Source organism: Comamonas odontotermitis (assembly GCF_020080045.1).
Taxonomy (GTDB): domain Bacteria; phylum Pseudomonadota; class Gammaproteobacteria; order Burkholderiales; family Burkholderiaceae_C; genus Comamonas; species Comamonas odontotermitis.
Map to the genome: position 1 here is coordinate 4,006,058 of NZ_CP083451.1, position 15,392 is coordinate 4,021,449.

The 15,392-nt window shown below is 62.0% G+C and carries 13 protein-coding genes; 8 read left to right on the forward strand and 5 right to left on the reverse strand.

The genetic code is table 11. The annotated features are described in order from the left end of the window. The first annotated feature begins 122 nt into the window (after positions 1-122). Genes LAD35_RS18410 through LAD35_RS18420 form a run of 3 tightly spaced genes read left to right on the forward strand, consistent with a single transcriptional unit; the run spans position 123 to position 4,014 of the window. Positions 123-1,667, forward strand: a complete 1,545-nt coding sequence (locus LAD35_RS18410; protein ID WP_224150394.1) for a glycosyltransferase family 39 protein — start codon at positions 123-125, stop codon at positions 1,665-1,667. Beyond that, the gene (locus LAD35_RS18415) at positions 1,664-2,674 is read left to right on the forward strand and encodes an NAD-dependent epimerase (RefSeq protein ID WP_224150395.1); all 1,011 of its coding nucleotides are present in this window, start codon (positions 1,664-1,666) and stop codon (positions 2,672-2,674) included. Before LAD35_RS18410 ends, LAD35_RS18415 begins: the two co-directional genes overlap by 4 nt. Beyond that, positions 2,671-4,014 (forward strand): UDP-glucose dehydrogenase family protein, encoded by a 1,344-nt coding sequence (locus LAD35_RS18420; protein ID WP_224150396.1) that lies wholly within the window; start codon positions 2,671-2,673, stop codon positions 4,012-4,014. The genes LAD35_RS18415 and LAD35_RS18420 overlap by 4 nt, the downstream gene beginning before the upstream one ends. A 57-nt stretch (positions 4,015-4,071) precedes the next feature. Here the strand turns inward: LAD35_RS18420 and LAD35_RS18425 are convergent. The 3 genes from LAD35_RS18425 to LAD35_RS18435 all read right to left on the reverse strand — a co-directional run bounded on the left by LAD35_RS18425 (position 4,072) and on the right by LAD35_RS18435 (position 7,976). Further along, a protein-coding gene (locus LAD35_RS18425) for an IS3 family transposase (protein WP_396022749.1) occupies positions 4,072-5,330 on the reverse strand; the annotation gives its coding sequence in 2 pieces (ribosomal slippage) (positions 4,072-4,982 and positions 4,982-5,330; 1,260 coding nt in all). Positions 5,331-5,468: 138 nt separating this feature from the next. Beyond that, a complete protein-coding gene (locus LAD35_RS18430; RefSeq protein WP_224150397.1) occupies positions 5,469-6,968 on the reverse strand; it encodes an amino acid permease in 1,500 nt (499 codons plus the stop codon). Positions 6,969-7,094: 126 nt separating this feature from the next. Continuing rightward, positions 7,095-7,976, reverse strand: a complete 882-nt coding sequence (locus LAD35_RS18435) for a D-hexose-6-phosphate mutarotase (RefSeq protein WP_224150398.1) — start codon at positions 7,974-7,976, stop codon at positions 7,095-7,097. A 74-nt stretch (positions 7,977-8,050) separates the two neighbouring features. Between LAD35_RS18435 and yedE the strand changes: the two genes are divergently transcribed. Genes yedE through LAD35_RS18450 form a run of 3 tightly spaced genes read left to right on the forward strand, consistent with a single transcriptional unit; the run spans position 8,051 to position 10,108 of the window. Continuing rightward, a complete protein-coding gene (gene yedE, locus LAD35_RS18440) occupies positions 8,051-9,454 on the forward strand; it encodes a selenium metabolism membrane protein YedE/FdhT (RefSeq protein ID WP_396022760.1) in 1,404 nt (467 codons plus the stop codon). A gap of 12 nt (positions 9,455-9,466) precedes the next feature. After that, positions 9,467-9,700, forward strand: a complete 234-nt coding sequence (gene yedF, locus LAD35_RS18445) for a sulfurtransferase-like selenium metabolism protein YedF (RefSeq protein ID WP_184704016.1) — start codon at positions 9,467-9,469, stop codon at positions 9,698-9,700. A 51-nt stretch (positions 9,701-9,751) separates the two neighbouring features. Continuing rightward, positions 9,752-10,108 (forward strand): DsrE/DsrF/TusD sulfur relay family protein, encoded by a 357-nt coding sequence (locus LAD35_RS18450; protein ID WP_224150400.1) that lies wholly within the window; start codon positions 9,752-9,754, stop codon positions 10,106-10,108. A gap of 92 nt (positions 10,109-10,200) precedes the next feature. Here the strand turns inward: LAD35_RS18450 and LAD35_RS18455 are convergent, their stop codons facing one another. Continuing rightward, positions 10,201-11,295, reverse strand: a complete 1,095-nt coding sequence (locus LAD35_RS18455) for a type II asparaginase (protein WP_224152802.1) — start codon at positions 11,293-11,295, stop codon at positions 10,201-10,203. A gap of 448 nt (positions 11,296-11,743) precedes the next feature. On the opposite strand from LAD35_RS18455, the gene LAD35_RS18460 reads away from it, so the two are divergent. Both LAD35_RS18460 and LAD35_RS18465 read left to right on the forward strand, forming a co-directional pair. After that, on the forward strand, positions 11,744-13,588 hold the full coding sequence (locus LAD35_RS18460) for an ABC transporter ATP-binding protein (RefSeq protein WP_224150401.1): 1,845 nt from the start codon (positions 11,744-11,746) through the stop codon (positions 13,586-13,588). A gap of 347 nt (positions 13,589-13,935) precedes the next feature. Next, positions 13,936-14,259 (forward strand): DUF4148 domain-containing protein, encoded by a 324-nt coding sequence (locus LAD35_RS18465; protein WP_224150402.1) that lies wholly within the window; start codon positions 13,936-13,938, stop codon positions 14,257-14,259. Between the two features lie 412 nt (positions 14,260-14,671). Here the strand turns inward: LAD35_RS18465 and LAD35_RS18470 are convergent, their stop codons facing one another. Further along, a complete protein-coding gene (locus tag LAD35_RS18470; RefSeq protein WP_224150403.1) occupies positions 14,672-15,253 on the reverse strand; it encodes a DUF3617 domain-containing protein in 582 nt (193 codons plus the stop codon). Positions 15,254-15,392 lie beyond the last annotated feature (139 nt).

Below are 15,392 nucleotides of genomic sequence, written 5' to 3' on the forward strand. Positions count from 1 at the left end.
TTGGTATTTTGCTAAAACAGCGGTCGCCTATACTACCTGATCCGCCCTTTCCTCTGCTGCTGATGCGACAGGCCAGGCTCTCGCCCAGGCCCCGTGCGCATGGGCGCATCCGTGTTTCTGCCATGACGTCTTCGCCCTCCGCTTCTGCCAAAGACTGGCAGCAGCCCCTCTACCAGCACCCGCTGGCCTGGATACTGCTGCTGGCCTGTGCGCACATCATCTCGCGCGTCACCATCTCGGAGGGCATGAAGTGGGACGAGTCCGAGCAAATCCTCTGGTCGCAGGAGTTCCTATTGGGCTACGGCTCTCAGCCCCCCGCCTACAGCTGGCTGCAATGGGCCGTGGGCCAGGTGCTGGGGCCATCGGTGCTGGCGCTCTCCATCGTCAAACACAGCCTGATCGTGCTCACCTATGTGCTGGCCTGGCAGGCCGCGCGCGTGCTGCTGCCCGCCAAGGGCGCCTTCTGGGTGGCAGGCGGCCTACTGCTGATGCTGCCCTTTGGCTGGGACAGCGTGCGCGACCAGACCCACACCATCCTCGTGACCGCCATGACTTTTGGCACCTGGTGGATGGTGCTGCGTCAGGTCAAGACGCCCAACCCTGTCCATTTTGTCTGGCTGGGCGTGTTCTGCGGCCTGGGCATGCTGGCCAAATACAGCTTTGCCATGCTGATCGGCGTGCTCTTTGTGACTGCACTGACGGTGCCGCAGGTGCGCCGCGCCATACTGGGCCATGGCTGGTGGCTCGCTCCGCTGGTGGGCCTGCTGATCTTTGCGCCACACGCCTGGTGGCTGTCGCAGCATTGGCGTGAGGCCACCACGGAAACCATCCACAAGATGGACATCTCCACCCAGGTCTCGCACCTCAAAGGCCTGGGCGCCCTGGCCAAGGCCGTATTTTCCACGCTGGGGCTGTGGCTTATTGTTGCGCTGGCAACCTATCGGGGGCGCTTGTGGAGGGCCGCCTACCGCGCAGAGGCAACAGCAGGTGCCGTGCCCGACTGGCGCGCCTGGGCATGGCCGCTGCTGCGCCGCTATCTGGCCCTGGTATTCCTCATTCTGATCGCCATGGTGGTGGTGGGCGATGTCAGCAGCTTCAAGCAGCGCTGGGTGCTGCCCCTGACGGCCATTGCACCACTGGCGCTGTATGCCTGGCGCCCGGCCCTGCTGGCGGAAGGAACGGGCCGCGGCTATACCACGGCGGTAGTGCTGTTTGCGCTGGTGTTCTGGACCCTCGCCACGATCCGCCCCTGGCAGGCTGACTGGCGCCACGACCCCGACGAGCTGAACCACCCGGTTGCCCAACTGGCCCAGCAGCTGGCGGCCGCTGGCTACGACGGCAAAGGCGTGATTGTTGGCTCCGACCACATGGTGGCCGCCATGCTGCGCTCGCACAACCCGCATGCCTATGCCATGTCCTGCACCGCCGAGTGGGGCCGCATGGCCGAATGCCTTGCAGGTGGCCGCGCCCGGGCTGCCGATTCCCGTGTAGGCCTGCTGTACATTGCACGCATGGACAAGGCCGCGCCCGACTGGTGGGACACCGTGCTCGCCAGCCACCCAGGGGCTGCACCGCAGTCCTTCACCATTCCTTTCGTCCATATGCGCGCCAGCACGCCGCCCATGCAATACCAGTATGTGTGGCTGCCTGCCCCCGTGAACCCATGAACACTGTCCTCGTCACCGGCGCCGCCGGTTTTATCGGTATGCACTGTGCCCAGCGCCTGCTCGCCCAGGGCCTGGCTGTGGTGGGCATCGACAACCTCAACAACTACTACGATGTGGCGCTGAAGGATGCGCGCCTGGCACAGCTGCAAAGCCACCCCCATTTCCGCTTCGTGAAGCTGGATGTGGCCGACCGCGCAGGCATGGCTGCCCTCTTTGACGAAGTGCGCCCCCAGCGCGTGCTGCACCTAGCCGCCCAGGCCGGCGTGCGCTATTCCATCGACCAGCCCGACGACTACACCGACAGCAACCTGCTGGGCTTTGGCAATGTTCTGCAAGGCTGCCGCAAGCACGAGGTGGCGCACCTGGTGTACGCCAGCAGCTCCAGCGTGTACGGCGGCAATGCCAAGATGCCCTATGCCGAAAGCGATGCGGTCGACCACCCGATCAGCTACTACGCGGCCACCAAGAAGGCCAACGAGCTGATGGCGCACACCTATTCGCACCTGTATGGCATGCCCACGACCGGGCTGCGGTTCTTCACCGTGTACGGTCCCTGGGGTCGGCCCGATATGGCCTTGTTCAAGTTCACCAAGGCGATTCTGGCGGGCGAGACCATCGACGTGTATGGCAACGGCGAGTTGGTACGCGATTTCACCTTCATCGACGACATTGTCGAAGGCATCCTGCGCGTGCTGGACAAGCCTGCGGCTCCCGATGCCGGCTACGACGCGCTGCAGCCCAACCCGGGCACCAGCACCGCCCCTTACCGCATCTTCAACATCGGCAACAGCAATCCCACGGTGCTGATGGACTACATCGCAGCGCTGGAATCGGCCTTGGGCACCACCGCCAACAAGCGTATGCTGCCCATACAGCCGGGCGATATGCACAGCACATCGGCCGACACCCGCGCCCTGCAGGCCTGGGTGAACTTTGCCCCATCGACCACTGTCAGAGACGGTGTCCAGCGCTTTGTGGACTGGTACCGCTCGTTCTACCGCGTATGAAAGTCACTGTTTTCGGAACCGGCTATGTCGGTCTTGTACAAGGGGCCGTGCTGGCCGACGTAGGCCACCAGGTGCTCTGCGTGGATGTGGACGCCGCCAAGGTGGCCGCACTGCAGGCCGGGCAGATTCCCATCCATGAGCCGGGCCTCGACAAGCTCGTGACCAGCAACCACGCCAACGGCCGCCTGCGCTTTACCACCGATGCGGCCGAAGGCGTGCGGCACAGCGAGGTCATCTTCCTGGCCGTGGGCACCCCGCCCGATGAGGATGGCAGCGCCGACCTGCAATACGTGCTGGCGGTGGCCCGCACCATTGCCCAGCACATGACGGGGTCGCGCATCGTCATCAACAAATCCACAGTCCCCGTTGGCACCGCCGACAAAGTGCGCGACGTGATCGCGCAGGGCCTCGCCGCTCGTGGCGCGAGCTACGGCTTTGACGTGGTCTCCAACCCCGAATTCCTGAAGGAAGGCGCCGCAGTCGCCGACTGCCAGCGGCCCGACCGCATCATCATCGGCACGGGCAACCCGGCATCCGAGGCCCGGCTGCGCGAGCTGTACGCGCCCTTCAACCGCAACCACGACAGGATCGTCGTGATGGATGTGCGAAGCGCGGAGCTGACCAAGTACGCCGCCAATGCCATGCTGGCCACCAAGATCAGCTTCATGAACGAGATCGCCAACCTGGCCGAACGGCTGGGCGCCAATGTGGAAGCCGTGCGCCGCGGCATCGGCAGCGATCCTCGCATTGGCTACCACTTCATCTACCCCGGCGCGGGCTATGGCGGCAGCTGCTTCCCCAAGGATGTGAAAGCCCTGGTCCGCACCGCGCAGGACACCGGCTTCGAGCCCCTATTGCTGAACGCCGTGGAGGCCCGCAACGAAGCCCAGCGCAACGTGCTGTTCGAGCGCATCAGCGCCTTCTATGGCGGGCAGTTGCAGGGCAGAACCATTGCACTGTGGGGCCTGGCCTTCAAGCCCAATACCGACGACATGCGCGAGGCACCCAGCCGCAACCTGCTCGAAGCCCTGTGGGCAGCAGGCGCCCGGGTACAGGCCTACGACCCGGTGGCGATGAAAGAAGCGCGACGCATCTATGGCGAGCGCGACGACCTGGTACTGGTGGACAGCGTGGATGCAGCCGTGCAGGGCGCCGATTGCCTGGCAATCGTCACCGAGTGGCAAATCTTCCGTGCGCCCGATTTCGAGCAACTCGCCGCCAGCCTGAAGGACCGCATGGTGTTCGATGGCCGCAACCTGTACGACCCGGCGCAGGTAGCCAGCTACGGCCTGGGCTATGTCTCCATTGGCCGCCAGCCTGTGCGGCCCAAGGGCCATTGAAGCGCGCCCCCCAACAGCGGGATCGGGAGCATGACTCGTCCTGTCATAGGTTGACACCTATTCGCGACTAATCTCCAGCCCAAGCTGGTTGGCGAGAGACGCCCGATGTACTGCATCGGGCGTTTTGTATTTTAGGGACAGGTGCGGCCGACGCTCGTTGTACAGCCGTACCGATTCGCCCACCATGGTGCGGGCCTGCGAGAGATCGGCAGGTCGTTGCAACAAGTATTCCATCTTGAGGATTCCATTGACCCGCTCAGCCAGAGCGTTTTGGTAGCAATCGTAGCCATCGGTCATGGAGCAGGTGATGCGGTGGCGTGCATGGATGCGCTGGTATTGAGCCGAGCAGTACTGAACACCTCTATCAGAGTGGTGTACGAGCGGCTGATCTGTTCGCCGCTGACGCAGTGCCATCTTCAACGCTTGGCTGACCTGCTTGGTCTCCAGACTATCGTGCACGTGCCAGCCCACGATCTTGCGCGAGTAGGCATCGGTCACCAGGCTCAGATAGGCAGTCTTCTCCTTGGTGGGTAGATACGTGATGTCAGCGACCCATAGCTGCTCACAACCACTTGCCACTGTTTTGGTCGGGCCCTCCTTGAGTAGATTGGGGTGCCTGCGGTAGTGATGATGGCTATTGGTGGTCTTGTGGTACGCATGCCGTGGCAGCACCAGCATGCGTGCTTGGCGCAGGACAACGAACAGTGCATCGCGCCCGATCTGGATTCCCGCCTGTTCAAGCGGCGGCTTGAGCAAGTGCAGCAGTTTGCGCGTGCCAATGCGTGGCTGATGGCGCCTCTCTTCACTGGCCAACTCCACCACCGCCTTGTCCCGCTCGCTGCGTGCACGCTGGCAGACCAGGCGCTTGTAGTGCGCTTGGCGGCTGATTCCCATGTAGCGGCAAGCCCTCGTGACGCTTAACCCTTTGACGAGCTTTTGCGTGAGGACTTGCCCGCAGGCTTTTTTGTGACTTGGACTCCGTAGTCGCGCTTGAGCACGTTCACTACCGCTTCAAAGAAGGCCGCTTTCTCGCGGGCTTCTTTCAGTTGCACTTCCAGCTCCTTGATGCGCTGCTCTGGAGTCAGCAGCTTGGGCGATTCAGGCATCTTCTGTAATCCTTTGCCCCTTGATGATGCAGCTTTCCAGTCCTGCCGTCCGTGCTTGCGAAGCCACACCAGTACAGTTGAGGCGCCCTGGATTCCGTACCGCTCATGGGCCTGCCGGTAGGTCAGCTCACCTCTTTCTACTTGATCGACTACTGCGAGTTTAAAAGCCAGCGTGTAGTCCCGTTGCGTTCTCTTAACCCACTGTTCCATTTGACTTTCCTTTCTGTTCTTCAGAAAGGTGTCAACCCAATTCAGGACGGGTCAGCACGCACAAAAAAAGCAAGTCCACGGACTTGCTTTTTTACGGTCAAAACACGCTATAGCGCTTAACCATCAAACGTTTCAAGCTCATTTTTTGATAGTAACATGCCCGTCAAAACGCATATCGCGGTAGGCCACGGTGCGTGAACCCTTGGCCATGCGGTAGCCCCACCAGATCACCAAAAACACCGGCAGGCCGATATAGGTAGCCACCACGCCACCCCAATCGATCTGGTCTTTCAGGAATGCCTCGTAGTTCTGGCCCAGCGTGATGGTGAGGCACAGAACGAAAGCAAAGATCGGCCCGAAAGGGAACCAGGGCGATACATAGGGCAGTTGCGACACATCATGCCCCTGCGCCACAAAGCCCTTGCGAAAGCGGTAGTGGCTCACGGCAATGCCCAGCCAGGCGATGAAACCTGTCATGCCCGAAAGGTTCAAAAGCCACAGGTACACCGTCTTGGGGCTGAACAGAAAGCTGAAAAAGCACAGCCCGGCCATCACCGTGGTGGCCAGCAGCGCCAGCACCGGCACCCCGTTGCCCGACAGACGCGCAAATGCCTTGGGCGCCATGCCCTGGCAGGCCAGCGTGTAGAGCATGCGCGTGGAGGCATACATGCCCGAATTTCCTGCCGACAGCACCGAAGTGAGCACCACCGCATTCATGACGGCAGCCGCCGACAGCAGCCCGGCTTTCTGGAACACCAGGGTAAAGGGGCTCACGCTGATGTCGCCCACCTCGTTGCGCAGCAGCTGCGGGTCGGTGTAGGGAATGAGCGAGCTGATGACCGCAATCGCCAGCACATAGAACAGCAGAATGCGCCAGAACACCTGGCGCACCGCGCGCGGAATGTTGCGTGCGGGGTCTTCCGACTCTGCCGCTGCAATGCCGATGAGCTCCGTCCCCTGAAAGGAAAAGCCCACAATCATCGCCACGCCGATCAGCGCTGCAAAGCCCCCTGCAAAGGGCGCATCCCCCACTTGCCACGTAGCCAGAGCACCCCAGATGCCGTTTTGCGGGCCGCCATGGAGAATGCCTACGATCATGGCCACGCCAATCGCGATGAACACCAGCACCGTCGTCACCTTGATGGCGGCAAACCAGTACTCTGCCTCACCAAAGCCTTTGACCGAGATGGCATTGAGCGCCACCATCAGCAGCAGGAACAGGGCACTCCACCAATAACCCGGCACATCGGGAAACCAGTATGTCATCACCAACTGCGACGCCACCAGATCGACCGCAATCGTGATCGCCCAGTTGTACCAATAGTTCCAGCCCAGCGCAAAGCCAAAGCCTTCGTCGACATAGCGCGCGCCGTAGGTGGCAAACGAACCCGACACTGGCATATAGGCCGCCAGCTCGCCCAGGCTGGTCATCAAAAAATACACCATCAGGCCGATGACACCATAGGCGAGCAGCGCGCCGCCGGGCCCGGCCTGGGCAATGGTGGCGCCAGAGGCCACGAACAGGCCCGTGCCGATGGAGCCGCCAATGGCAATCATCGACAGATGGCGGGCCTTGAGGTCGCGGCGCAGCTCGGTCGCGGCGCCGGAGGGAGAGGAACGGGAAGCAGTACCCGGCATAGAAACAGCGCAGCCATAGCTGCGCGCACAACAAACAAGGGTGCCATTATCAACGCAGCCGCTCGCCCCTGCCGGGGAGCGGGCGCTAATCCGCAGCCTGTGCCTTGCTTTAGACCCTAGCCACGCTTATGCGCCAGCCGTAGTTAGCGTTTGCATCAGTCGCCAAGACTGCCCAGGGGCCAGGGTGACGGGGACGTCGATGCTGGCTGCCTCCACGCACAGCATCTGGCGCCAGCCATCATCGGGCATGTCGGCCAGCTCCTGGCTCAGCGCCGCACCCGGGTTCCACACCACCACCTCACTGGCATTTGCACTGTTTTGGATGGTCAGCGCCCGTCCGTCATGCGCAAATTGCTGCGAAATTTGTAGCAATTTACCGCCAGCGCCGGGCGTCGAGAACACGCGATCAAAACCCGCTCCCGGCGCGGCGCCAAAATCGATCTGATCGGCCGCTTCGGCAAAGCGGGTATCGGCCAGCGCATCCCAGCACGCAGCGCCCTGCAGGCCTGCAAGCTGCGTCTGCGTGATCTCATCCACCTGCAGATAGCTGTGCAGCGCGCAGGTCATGGCCCAAGGCGTGCTGCCGATGTTGCGCACTTCCAGCGTGATGGCCAGCGAGTTGGCGCCAACTTCAGCACGCAGTACGGCATCAAAGGCCTCGGGCCAGAACTGCCGGGTAGCCAGGCCATCCTGCAGGCGCAGTGCAATATGCTGCGCGCCACATTCCACCACCTGCCAGCCCAGGTTGCGCACAAAGCCATGCTTGGGCAGTGATCCGCGCGTGTTGAACTGGGGAAAGCACACCGGCACGCCTCCACGGATGGCCGTCTTGCCATCGCGCGCGCTGGCGGGGCTCAGGTACAGGTGTTCGCGGCCATCTGCCGTCTTCCACGACAGCACTTGCGCGCCCTGCTCTGCCACGAGGAGGCTGCTGCCGTCCGCCCATTGCTTGTACCAGGCGGGAAAACCTTCCCAGACGAGTGCCGCCCAGCCGTGTGTGTTGTTCATGGAGTTCCTTGTTGGATATCAGGTGCAGATTGTGCAAGCTGCCAAGTGCCGTAACAGCGGCAGTAGCAGTGACAGTGTCTGGAAAAATCACAAGGAGCATAATCGCTCCCGTCCGCTCCGGTACATCCGCCGGGAGGATTCGCCTCTGTTGCAGGCACCTATTTGAAAGACCCTCCACCTGTCGCGCGCTGCTGCAGCATGCGCCGGGAGGCCTGGGCCAGACGCTGCGCACGCCCGCGCAGCAAGGAAGAAACATGACCTGGCAAGACTTCAAGCACCAATACCTGGTGCGCTTCTGGTCGCCCGTGCCCGCAGTGATTGCGGCAGGCGTCCTCTCTGCATATTACTTTGGCCTGACCGGCACTTTCTGGGCCGTCACCGGCGAGTTCACCCGGTGGGGCGGCCATGTGCTCCAGTTCTTCGGGGTCGATCTCTCGAACTGGGGCTACTTCAAGGTCATCGGCCTGCAGGGGACGCCGCTCACCCGCATCGATGGTGTGATGATCATCGGCATGTTCGTAGGCTGCTTCTCGGCTGCGCTCTGGGCCAACAACGTCAAGCTGCGCATGCCCAACCACCGTATCCGCGTGGTGCAGGCCATCGTCGGCGGCATCATTGCTGGTTTCGGCGCACGCCTGGCCATGGGCTGCAACCTGGCGGCGTTCTTCACCGGCATTCCGCAGTTCTCGCTGCACGCATGGTTCTTTGCCATTGCCACGGCCATTGGCTCACTGTTCGGCGCCAAGGTGAGCATGCTGCCCATCTTCCGCATTCCGGTCAAACTGCAGAAAGTGAACGCCGCCCAGCCGCTGTCGGCGCGCGAAGCCCAGGCCAAGAAGCGCTTTCGCCTGGGCATGTTTCTGTTCGTCGCTTTCATCTGCTGGGCGATTGCCAAGGTGTTCGATGCACCCAAGCTCGGCTTTGCCGCTTTGTTCGGGCTGATGTTCGGCCTGATCATCGAGCGCGCCCAGGTGTGCTTCACCTCGGCTTTCCGTGACCTGTGGCTGACCGGACGTACCCAGATGGCCAAGGCCATCATCTTCGGCATGGCCGCTGGCACCATCGGCGTCTACAGCTACGTGCAACTGGGGCTCGATCCCAAGATCTTCTGGGCAGGTCCCAATGCCGTGATTGGCGGCCTGCTGTTTGGCTTTGGCATCGTGCTCGCAGGCGGGTGCGAGACCGGCTGGATGTACCGCGCCGTCGAAGGCCAGGTGCATTACTGGTGGGTGGGTCTGGGCAACATCATCGGCTCCACCCTGCTGGCGCTGGTATGGGACGATCTGGCCCCCGCCATCGCCATCAACTACGACAAGATCAACCTGCTCAAGGCCCTGGGCCCGCAGGCGGGCCTGCTCACCACCTATGTGATGCTGGCCATCTCGCTGCTGCTCGTGCTGTGGTGGGAGCGCCATTTCTTCAACCGCAAGCAGCGCCAGCAATCCATTCAGGCCAGCGTGCGCCCTGCCGTTCAGTAAGGAGTTCTTCCCATGTCCAATTACACGCCCGACTACCGCCTCGACATGATGGGCGAGCCCTGCCCGTACCCAGCCGTTGCCACGCTGGAAGCCATGCCCAGCCTCCAACCCGGCGAAATCCTGGAAGTGATCTCCGACTGCCCACAGTCGATCAACAACATTCCGCTGGACGCCAAGAACCACGGCTACGAAGTGCTGGAAATCCAGCAGGATGGCCCGACCATCCGTTACCTGATCAGGAAGTGACCTCCCTGAGGCACCAGGCACTTTCGCCACCCCCTCTGCAAAGGATTCCCCATGACCCAGAAAATCGTCATCATCGTGCATGCCGCACCCTATGGCAGCGAGCGCTGCCTGTCGGCCCTGCGCGTGGCCACCGCACTGGCCGGGCACGATGCCAGGCCGGAAGTGAAGGTGTTCCTGATGTCCGATGCCACTGTCGTCGGCCTGCCGAACCAGCATGACGGCACGGGCCCCGGCCTGCAGGCCATGGTGGAAACCTTGGTGGCCGAGGGCGTCACCATCAGGCTCTGCCGCACCTGTGCGCTGGCACGGGGCCTGGCCGAGTTGACCTTGATCAACGGTGTGAGCATTGGCACGCTGCCCGAGCTGGCCGACTGGACATTGACCGCCGACAAGGTCCTCACCTTCTGATCCAAGCCATTGAAAAAGGGACAGCCTGGTTCAGGCTGTCCCTTTTTCATGGCGCTTACGCAATCAGGCCCGGCAGCACCGGGCGCCATGCATCAATATTCCCAGAAGATGCGCTGGATTTCCTTGGGATCGCTGGTCTTGGTCAGGGCCAGTGCAGCCAGCAGGCGTGCCTTTTCAGGACGCAGGTCGTGGGCAACCACCCAGTCGTACTTGTCGTCAGGCTGCTCGGCATTGCGCAGCACAAAGCCGTAAGGCACGCGCGACGAGCGAATCACCTGCACGCCCTTGCTGCGGGCTTCCTGCAGTGCCGGGACAATGCGGTCGGCCACCGAGCCGTTGCCGGTGCCTGCGTGGATGATCGCCTTGGCGCCCGTACCGACGAAGGCATCGATGCCCGTGCGCGGCACATTGCCGTAGCCATAGACGATCTCCACTGGTGGAAGACTGGTGATGGAATCGATATTGAACTCGGACTGCATGGTATGGCGCTTGACCGGCGCGCGGAACCAGTAGTTCTTGCCCTCCACCACCATGCCCAGCGGGCCCCATTGGCTCTGGAATGCGCCGGTCTTGATGTTCACGTCCTTGTTCACATCTCGGCCCGATTGGATCTCGTCGTTCATCGTGACGACCACACCCTTGCCTTCGGCATCCTTGGCGGCGGCCACGCTCACGGCGTTCACCAGGTTCAAAGCGCCATCAGCCGACAGGGCCGTGCCAGGGCGCATCGATCCCACCACCACGATGGGCTTGTTGGTGTGCACCGTCAGGCTCAGGAAATATGCCGTCTCAGCCAGGGTGTCCGTGCCGTGGGTGATGACCACGCCATCCACATCGGCCTGCTTGACGAGGGCCGACACGCGCTTGGCCAGCACCAGCAGGTTGTCGTTGGTGAAGCTCTCGGAGGCAATCTGGAAGACCTGCTCGCCGCGCACATTGGCGACCTTGGACAGCTCGGGCAGCCCTGCCAGCAGCTTGTCCACAGGCACCTTGGCCGCACTGTAGGTTGCACTGTTCATGGCCGAAGCACCTGCGCCCGCGATGGTGCCGCCAGTGGCCAGCACCACCACATTGCGTGCCCCTTGCTGTGCTGGCTGCGCCGCTGCTGCTGGCGCTGCCGCAACAGGTGCTGCCGCTGCGGGCGCACTGGCAGCTTGCGGGCTGCTTGCGCAGGCGCCCAGGCTCATGGTGATGGCCAGCGCCAGAGCGCTCATGGCAGGCAGTTTCCAGCGGGTGGCAGGAACGTGATGCAAAGTTGTAGTTGGGTTGGAAGACATCGGATGCCTTTGGCTTTGAGATAAAACCTCTATATTAAAAAAGTCGGGCTATGTGTCGCATTGGTGAACATCCCTATGGCTTTTCACGAATCTATAAATTGACGCATTGCAGCAAACAACGGTAACCCAAAAAACATTTCGTCATCCAAGGGCTATCCCACGGGCGGCCCCCGTCTTGCCACAGGCCCGCTAGACTCGGCAGACCGGGCCTGTTCCCGCTTTTCCCACTTCACCATCAGCCGCTTGCACACAGCGGCTGCGCTGGTTGTCCCGTTTGCGGCCATGGTGTCTCCACGACACCTTCTGCCCACCGTATCTTTTCCGGCTGCATCTGGACCGCATCGCAGGAGATTTGTGCATGTTTTCATGGTTTGAACGGCGTGTGCCGTCCTACCCAACGGCCGAGCCACAAGTTCCGCCCAAGGGTTTTTTCGCTTTCATGTGGGCCTGCACGCAAGGCATGCGCGGCTGGATCGGCCTGCTCACGGCCACGTCAGCGTTGCTGGCGGTGTATGAGGCCGTGCTGTTTGCCATCATGGGCCATGTGGTTGACTGGCTGGCCACGTTCTCACCCACGACGTTCTGGGCCGACCAGGGCCGCACGGTCATCGGGATCGTCGCCATTTTGCTCAGCAGTGTGCTGCTGCTGGCCCTGCACACGCAGGTGATGCACCAGGTGCTGGCGATCAACTTCCCGATGCGGCTGCGCTGGGTGTTCCACCGGCTGATGCTGGGGCAGAGCATGTCCTTCTACGCCGACGAGTTTGCCGGGCGCATCACGACCAAGATCATGCAGACGGCGCTGTCCGTGCGCGAGGTGATCTTCATGATCGTCGACGTGCTGGTGGGCGTGAGCGTCTACATGATCGGTATCCTGATTCTGGCCGCAAGCTTTGAATGGCGGCTGATGATTCCATTTGCCTTGTGGCTGGCCGCCTATATCGGCGCCTGCGTATTCTTTGTTCCGCGCCTGGGCAAGATCGGCAAGGCCCAGGCGGATGCGCGCGCGCTGATGACTGGCCGCGTGACCGACGCCTATACCAACATCGCCACCGTCAAGCTGTTTGCGCACACCCGCCGCGAGGCCGAATATGCCCGCAGCGCGATGGACGCCTTCAAGCAGACCGGCCACGCGCAGATGCGCCTGGTGAGCCTGTTCGAGATCACCAACCACCTGATGATCACCTTGCTGCTGCTGGGCTCGACTGGCACGGCGCTGTACCTGTGGACCAACGGCCAGGCCACGGCCGGCGTCGTGGCGGCGGTGATTGCCATGGCGCTGCGCCTGATGGGCTATTCGCACTGGGTGATGTGGCAGATGACTGGCCTGTTCGAGAACGTGGGCACCATCCAAGACGGCATCAATACCCTGACCAAGCCGCGCACGATCGTGGATGCAAAGGAGGCCAAGCCGCTGGTGGTGAACCGTGGCGAGATCACCTTCGACAACGTGAGTTTTGCATACAAGGACGCGGGCCGCCCGGTCATCGACCATCTCCACCTCACCATCCGCCCGGGCGAGCGCATTGGCCTCATCGGGCGCTCGGGCGCTGGCAAATCGACCCTGGTCAACCTGCTGCTGCGCTTTCACGATGTGGCGGGCGGCCAGATCCGCATCGACGGCCAGGACATCGCCCATGTTACGCAGGACAGCCTGCGCAGCAACATCGGCATGGTGACGCAGGACACCTCGCTGCTGCACCGCTCCATGCGCGACAACATCCTGTACGGCCGGCCCGATGCCACCGAGGAGGAGATGCTGCGCGCCGCCGAACGCGCCGAAGCGGCAGATTTCATCGGCAACCTTTCCGACCGGTTTGGCCGCACGGGCTATGACGCGCAGGTGGGCGAGCGCGGCGTCAAGCTTTCGGGCGGTCAGCGCCAGCGCGTGGCAATTGCACGCGTGATGCTCAAGGACGCACCGATCCTGCTGCTGGACGAGGCTACCAGCGCCCTGGACAGCGAGGTTGAAGCGGCCATCCAGGAGAGCCTGGACAACCTGATGCATGACAAGACGGTGATTGCGATTGCGCACCGCCTGTCCACCATCGCCGCCATGGACCGCCTGATCGTGATGGACAAGGGCCAGATCGTGGAAGAAGGCACGCACCAGCAGCTGCTGGCGCGCGGCGGCATCTACGCCAAGCTGTGGGCCCACCAGAGCGGTGGCTTTCTGGCCGAGCCCATGGAAGGGCCCCTGTAGTACCGCTGCAGGCCGCTTTTTGAGATGGCACTTGCGGCCGCTTCATCAAACTCCTGAATCAATAGCATCCAGCGCTTACACAGCAAGCGCTGGATGCTATTTTTATTTATCTACCGTCGATAGCGACCACCAGGGTAGGCCATCGCGCACCTGCTCCGCCGATCGATTGATTGATTGATTCGATATTCAGAACAATCAATCCCGTATCAAGGGGTTTATCCCAAACGGTCGCAAAAATACACTGAATACATCGATCAACGAGAAGCAAACGCGGTGACAGAAGCCGCCACCCGTTGAGCGAACCGGCAGGCCATGGTGACCCGTCGGAATCTCAAAGGAATTTAATAATGATGAACGCACGTATTTTTTCGATTGCAGGTCTCACCGCTGTTCTGGCCATGGGTGCCGGTGTTGCACAGGCCAACCCATTTGAAGGCGACCAGGCCATTGCACCACGCGCTGCAGCTACCAGCAGCCTGAGCCGCGCCGAAGTGCAGGCCCAATTGGCCGATGCGCAGAAGAATGGCACCCTGCTGCTCAAGGGCGACAAGCTGCAAGCCAACCCCTACGAGCAAGGCCAGGGCCTGTCACGCGGTGCAGTGGTACAAGCTGCCCATGACGCCCTGATCGCTGGCAAGCTGCCTGAAGGCAACGGCTCCTTCGGCGAATAAGCACGGTAGCCTCATCCGGATCGGGCGGCGCTGACGCAGCCTCCCCGTCCTCCAGGCGACCGCCATGAACCCGGTCGTCTTTTGTTCAAATTAATAAACGCAGATTGACGGTGGCGGGCAAAGCGCCCACCGCCACGGCATGAAGTGCGTGGCACGGCTTGAACGTCGCAAGACAGGGAGCCGCAAAGCTCTCAGGCCGTGCTCTTGATGGCCACTGCTGACCCCAGCAGTGGCCTTTTTTGCACTTTTGCCGAGGCAAGCCGCTACAGAATCAGGAGTCATGGCGCTTGATGGGCAGGCGCAACAAGCCTTTTTGGCAAATACTTCCACCAGCAGCCCGAGCCTCATAAAAAAACGCAGCCACCCCGCCAGGTGGCTGCGCTCGTCCTCGCAACTGAAATCAGAAGCGGGATCAGCAGTCGCCGATGCGCTTGCTGGTCACGGTGGTCTGCATGTTCTGGCCTGCCATGTCCATCTTGGTGGTCACGACGTTCTCGGTCGGTGACTTGTAATCGGCTTCGAGCACCATGCTCATCTTGCCCTCGCCGCAGCTGAACGACATGGTTTCCTTGCTGCCGCTGGTCTTGATGTCTGGCGCATTGCAGCCGGACATGTTCTTGAGCTGCGAATCGGCCAGCGCCTGCAAGGTCTTGGAAGCCATATCGGCGGTGATGCACATCTCCTGGATCAGCTTGCCGCCTTCAATGCGGGCATTTTCCAGATTGGCGGCCTTCTTCTGCTCAGGCGTCATGCTCTTGAACGCCTGCTCCATGCCTGCCAGTGCCTGCTGGCCCATGGGGCCGCTCATCTCGGTGGTAGCACTCCACTTGCCAGCCTGAACCTTGGCCGCAGGTGCTGCAGCCGGGGCAGGTGCTGCTGCGGGGGCGGCTGCAGGCGCAGGTGCGCTGCCAGCCTCATCCTTCTTGCCGCAACCCACGAGGCCAGCACCAGCCACCACGGCAGCCACTGCCATCCAATTTGCAAACTTTGCCATATGCTTCTCCGTATTGCAGCGGGCGCCCCGCCTGTCAGCTGCGCATGTCACGTTGCCGCCCCCTATGGGCGCAATCATGGTGCGGCGGATTATAGAACCCCGAAATTCCATAGAACAAATCAATTAATTGCCTTGCTTC

Bases quoted from the DNA above. Each gene is read 5' to 3' on its own strand.
- yedF (WP_184704016.1), top strand. From the start codon at position 9,467: ATGTCCAATTACACGCCCGACTACCGCCTCGACATGATGGGCGAGCCC.
- LAD35_RS18460 (WP_224150401.1), top strand. From the start codon at position 11,744: ATGTTTTCATGGTTTGAACGGCGTGTGCCGTCCTACCCAACGGCCGAG.
- LAD35_RS18465 (WP_224150402.1), top strand. From the start codon at position 13,936: ATGATGAACGCACGTATTTTTTCGATTGCAGGTCTCACCGCTGTTCTG.
- LAD35_RS18470 (WP_224150403.1), bottom strand. From the start codon at position 15,253: ATGGCAAAGTTTGCAAATTGGATGGCAGTGGCTGCCGTGGTGGCTGGT.
- LAD35_RS18420 (WP_224150396.1), top strand. From the start codon at position 2,671: ATGAAAGTCACTGTTTTCGGAACCGGCTATGTCGGTCTTGTACAAGGG.
- LAD35_RS18435 (WP_224150398.1), bottom strand. From the start codon at position 7,976: ATGAACAACACACACGGCTGGGCGGCACTCGTCTGGGAAGGTTTTCCC.
- LAD35_RS18415 (WP_224150395.1), top strand. From the start codon at position 1,664: ATGAACACTGTCCTCGTCACCGGCGCCGCCGGTTTTATCGGTATGCAC.
- LAD35_RS18410 (WP_224150394.1), top strand. From the start codon at position 123: ATGACGTCTTCGCCCTCCGCTTCTGCCAAAGACTGGCAGCAGCCCCTC.
- LAD35_RS18430 (WP_224150397.1), bottom strand. From the start codon at position 6,968: ATGCCGGGTACTGCTTCCCGTTCCTCTCCCTCCGGCGCCGCGACCGAG.
- LAD35_RS18450 (WP_224150400.1), top strand. From the start codon at position 9,752: ATGACCCAGAAAATCGTCATCATCGTGCATGCCGCACCCTATGGCAGC.
- LAD35_RS18455 (WP_224152802.1), bottom strand. From the start codon at position 11,295: ATGAGCCTGGGCGCCTGCGCAAGCAGCCCGCAAGCTGCCAGTGCGCCC.